The organism is uncultured Flavobacterium sp. (assembly GCF_963975005.1).
Lineage (GTDB): Bacteria > Bacteroidota > Bacteroidia > Flavobacteriales > Flavobacteriaceae > Flavobacterium.
In genome coordinates this window covers 1-4,773 of sequence record NZ_CAXBFR010000170.1, presented here as the reverse complement: position 1 = coordinate 4,773, position 4,773 = coordinate 1, and the positions used below count along the sequence as shown (strand labels likewise).

Here is a 4,773-nt window from a genome sequence, read left to right as displayed (position 1 = left end):
CCCAACAATTGGTACTTTACAACCGGTTTTAAATTCTTATTGGTTAATGATTCACGTGGCTGTAATTGTAGCCAGTTATGGGCCGTTTACTTTGGCTATGATGCTTGGATTAGTTGCTTTATTCCTAATGATTTTCACAACAGAAAAGAATAAAGAAAGAATGAAGTTAAGCATTCAAGAATTAACCTATATTAATGAATTAGCCTTAACAGTTGGATTAGTAATGTTGACTATTGGAAATTTCCTTGGTGGTCAATGGGCCAATGAAAGTTGGGGAAGATATTGGGGATGGGATCCAAAAGAAACTTGGGCTTTAATTAGTATTATGATTTATGCTTTTGTGATTCATGCTAGATTTGTTCCTGCATTGAGAGGATTATGGGTTTATAATTTTATGAGTGTTTTAGCTTTTGCATCAATCTTAATGACCTATTTTGGTGTGAATTTCCATTTAAGTGGAATGCATTCTTATGCTTCAGGAGAAAAACAAAACGTGACATATTATTTTTATATTTTAGGAATTGTTTTGGTAATAGCCTTTTTTGCACTTGTTAAGTACAGAAAATTTTATAAAAAGTAATTTACATTAAAGATTTCTTAAAAAATTCATTAGCTAAATTTTTTTTCGTAAATTTGGTTTATATGATTAAAATGAATTACTTACTTTTTATTCTATTTTTCGGTTTTTTATTAAAACCAGTAGATTCTTATGGATGTAATTCTTCAAATCAAACCACAACTAAGAAAGCTTGTTGTGAATTAACTAAAGATTCTCAACAAGAAAATAATCAAGTTGAAAAGTCTTGTTGTAAAAAAAACAATTCTAAAAAGAAATCATGTGATGGCAGTTGTAATAATACAAATTGTAGTTTCGCTCCAGGATTTTCAAGTATAATACCTATTCTTTCCTTTAAAATTAATTCTTCAATAGAAAGAATTGTTTCTAAAAAAGAAAATTTTTTCTATTTAGAAAAAAATATTCCTACACACTATTTTAGTATTTGGTGTCCTCCTAAAATAAGCTAAATGTTTTTGTATAGCCAATCTTATGGCTTATTCTCATTGGATTTTTAACTAATGAGCAATAGTTTATTTACAAATAATTTAAAATATTATATAAATGAAATCAATAAAAAAAATATTGATGCTGACTGTTATGTTAGTATCATTCACATCAAGTTACGCACAAATTAAAAATGTTACAACAGAACAAGTTAAAATTTATGGAAACTGTGGCATGTGCCAAAAAACAATTGAAAAAGCAGGAAATATCAAAAACATTTCTTCAGTAGATTGGGATAAAGAAACAAAAATGGCAACATTAATTTTTGATACAAAGGCAACTAATAAAGATGAAATATTAAAACGAATAGCTTTAGCAGGTTATGACAGTGATGCTTTTTTAGCTCCTGATGATGCATACAATAAGCTTCCTGGTTGTTGCCAATATGAAAGAGAGGCAAAATCTCCAGTAAAAAAAGAAATGAAAGCAAATATGGAAGAAAAGATGGAGGCAAATCATAACGAAATGAAATCATCAGAAACACAAAATGTAAATCAATTGGATGCAGTTTATGAAAACTATTTTGCAGTGAAAGATGCTTTAGTAAAAACTGATGGTAAAGAAGCATCTGCAATAGCTAAGGAATTATTGACTTCATTAGATGTAGTTAAAATGGGCGAATTGAAAATGGATGTTCACATGGTTTGGATGAAAGTCATGAAAGATTTAAAAGATGATGCAACTATAATCTCTCAAAGTACTGATATTAAAAAACAAAGAGATGCATTTGATACACTTTCTGAAAATATCTACAAATTAATCAAAGTTTCTAAAGCCGAAACAACAGTTTATTTTCAACATTGTCCAATGGCAAATGATGGAAAAGGTGCTAATTGGTTGAGTAAAGAAAATGAAGTTAAAAACCCTTATTACGGTTCTAAGATGCTAAGTTGTGGAAAAGTGGTTGAAACTATCAAATAGATTTCATTATGAGATTGTTATGTGAATTATATAACAATCTCATTTAATCTTTAAACTAGTTTCTATTTACTTTTTTTATATTTAATCAACTACAAAAACAGAATTAATATGGAAACAAATCACACTAACAAAAATCAAAACCCATATCCTAAATTTGCATTAATAATGGCTGTATCTTTTGTCATTATGTATCTAGTAATGTTTTTAAATGTTGCTGAATTCGATCATGTTATAAACAGTTTAACTCGTGTTTATATGACAACTTTAATGATAGCTACCATGGCAATTAGTATGTTGTTATTTATGTGGAAAATGTATCCTATTCGTAAAATTAATTTAGGAATTATTGCTTTTGCTGCTTTTACATTTTTTGGAACGCTTTATTTATTGCGAACACAAACTCCAATTAGTGATGTACAATGGATGAAAGCTATGATACCACATCATTCATCAGCAATAATGACTAGTAGCAATGTAGATTTTAAAGATTCAGAAGTTAAAAAATTGGCTGATGATATTATCATTGCACAAGAAAGAGAAATCAAGCAAATGAAAGAAATGATCAATCGTTTAGAAAACAAATAAAATGACACATAAATATACTATCAACGGAATGACTTGTTCAGGTTGTGAAAATAAAGTTCAAACGGATTTGTCTAAAGTTAAAAACATAACAAAAGTTGAAGTTTCTAAAGAAAAAAGTGAGGCTATAATTGAAATGTCAAAACATGTTGAACTTGATGATCTACAAAATGCTTTAGGAGGAAAAGACAGTAAATATCAAATTTCATTGCCTGATTCTCATTCACAAAGTGTACCAAAAACAGCTTGTTGTTCCACAGATAAAAATGAACACAAATCAAACCAACACAGCAATCAACCCGGAAAATACTATTGCCCGATGCATTGCGAAGGCGACAAAGTCTATAATAAGGCAGGTGATTGTCCTGTTTGTGGAATGGATCTGGTAAAAGAACCAACTCATATCTTTTCAACTCAATATACTTGTCCAATGCACCCTGAAATAATTCGAGATGAACCAGGAAGTTGCCCTATTTGTGGAATGGATTTAGTACCTATGGAACCAACTGATTCCGAAGAAGATAAGACATATGATAAGCTTTGGCATAAAATGAAAATTGCGATGCTTTTCAGTATTCCAGTTTTTATTATTTCTATGTCAGATATGATTCCAAATAATCCTTTATACCAATTGATGGATTTAGAAAAATGGAATTGGATTCAATTTATTTTAACCATTCCAGTTGTATTTTATGCTTGTTGGATGTTTTTTGAACGAGCTTGGAAATCCATAATTAATAGGAATTTAAATATGTTCACCTTAATCGGAATTGGAACAGGAGTTGCCTTTGTATTTAGTATTATTGGTTTGCTTTTTCCTGATGTTTTTCCAGATCAATTTAAAACATCAGAAGGAACGGTTCATCTGTATTTTGAAGCAACAGCTGTTGTATTGACTTTAGTTTTGTTAGGGCAATTACTTGAAGCAAAAGCACACAGCAGAACTAGTGGAGCAATAAAAGAATTATTGAAATTAGCACCAACGGAAGCAACTTTAGTGGTTGATGGACAAGAAAAAGTAATTTCCATACATAATATTAATAAAGGTGATATACTTCGAGTAAAACCAGGTGAAAAAATTCCAGTTGACGGAAAAATTACTGAAGGAACTAGTACGATTGATGAATCAATGATTACAGGAGAACCTATTCCAGTAGATAAAAATACTGAAGATTTGGTAAGTTCTGGAACTATAAACGGAACCAAATCGTTTTTAATGATTGCTGAAAAAGTAGGTTCAGAAACACTACTATCACAAATAGTTCAAATGGTTTCTGATGCTAGTCGTTCAAGAGCACCTATTCAGAATTTAGTTGATAAAGTAGCTAAATACTTTGTACCCATTGTTGTTCTTGTTTCTGTTATTACCTTTTTTGCTTGGTGGGTATTTGGACCAGAACCTAAATTGGTTTACGGATTTGTAAATGCTATTGCAGTTTTAATCATTGCTTGTCCTTGTGCATTAGGTTTAGCAACACCAATGTCTGTTATGGTTGGAGTAGGTAAAGGAGCCAAGTTAGGGGTCTTAATCAAAAACGCTGAAGCCATAGAAAAAATGGATAAAATTGACGTGTTAATCACAGATAAAACAGGAACATTAACAGAAGGAAAACCATCAGTAGAGAAAATTGTAGTAAAAAATGGAGATGAAAAGGAAGTTTTAGGAAAAATAGCTTCTTTAAATCAAAACAGTGAACATCCTTTAGCTACAGCAGTTATTAACTTTGCTAAATCAAAAGAGGTTTCTTTTTCTAAAGTAGATAACTTTGAATCCGTTACCGGAAAAGGAGTTGTTGGCTTCATTGGAAAGGAGAAAATAAGTTTAGGAAACAAGAAATTATTAGAACAAGAAAAAATTGATATTTCAAGTATTGAGCAAGAGGTAATTTCGGAACAAAAATTGGGTAAAACGGTTTCCTATATTGCTATTGATAATAGAGTAGTAGGTTATATCACGATTACTGATGCTATTAAAAAGACAAGTTTTGAAGCTATTCAAGAATTAAAACGTCAAGATGTAGAAGTTATCATGTTAACGGGTGATAATGAAAATACAGCCAAAGCCGTTGCTTCTGAATTAAATCTTACGAATTTTAAAGCAAGTTGTTTGCCTCAAGACAAATTAGAATACATAAAAAAACTGCAAGCTCAAGGAAAAATTGTAGCTATGGCTGGTGATGGTATAAATGATGCTCCAGCATTAGCTC

At 30.5% G+C, this 4,773-nt stretch carries 5 protein-coding genes; all 5 read left to right on the top strand.

Features of this window, described 5'->3' with window-relative positions; translation table 11 throughout:
* Positions 1–580, top strand: a 580-nt coding sequence (gene ccsA / locus AACZ53_RS13895) for a cytochrome c biogenesis protein CcsA (RefSeq protein ID WP_339839676.1), incomplete at its 5' end; no start/stop codon positions are given.
* Between the two features lie 71 nt (positions 581–651).
* On the top strand, positions 652–1,026 hold the full coding sequence (locus AACZ53_RS13890) for a hypothetical protein (protein WP_339839673.1): 375 nt from the start codon (positions 652–654) through the stop codon (positions 1,024–1,026).
* A gap of 94 nt (positions 1,027–1,120) precedes the next feature.
* On the top strand, positions 1,121–1,984 hold the full coding sequence (locus AACZ53_RS13885; RefSeq protein ID WP_339839670.1) for a DUF3347 domain-containing protein: 864 nt from the start codon (positions 1,121–1,123) through the stop codon (positions 1,982–1,984).
* Between the two features lie 108 nt (positions 1,985–2,092).
* A complete protein-coding gene (locus tag AACZ53_RS13880; RefSeq protein WP_339839668.1) occupies positions 2,093–2,569 on the top strand; it encodes a DUF305 domain-containing protein in 477 nt (158 codons plus the stop codon).
* A 1-nt stretch (position 2,570) separates the two neighbouring features.
* A partial coding sequence (locus AACZ53_RS13875) for a heavy metal translocating P-type ATPase (RefSeq protein ID WP_339839666.1) occupies positions 2,571–4,773 on the top strand: 2,203 nt, incomplete at its 3' end.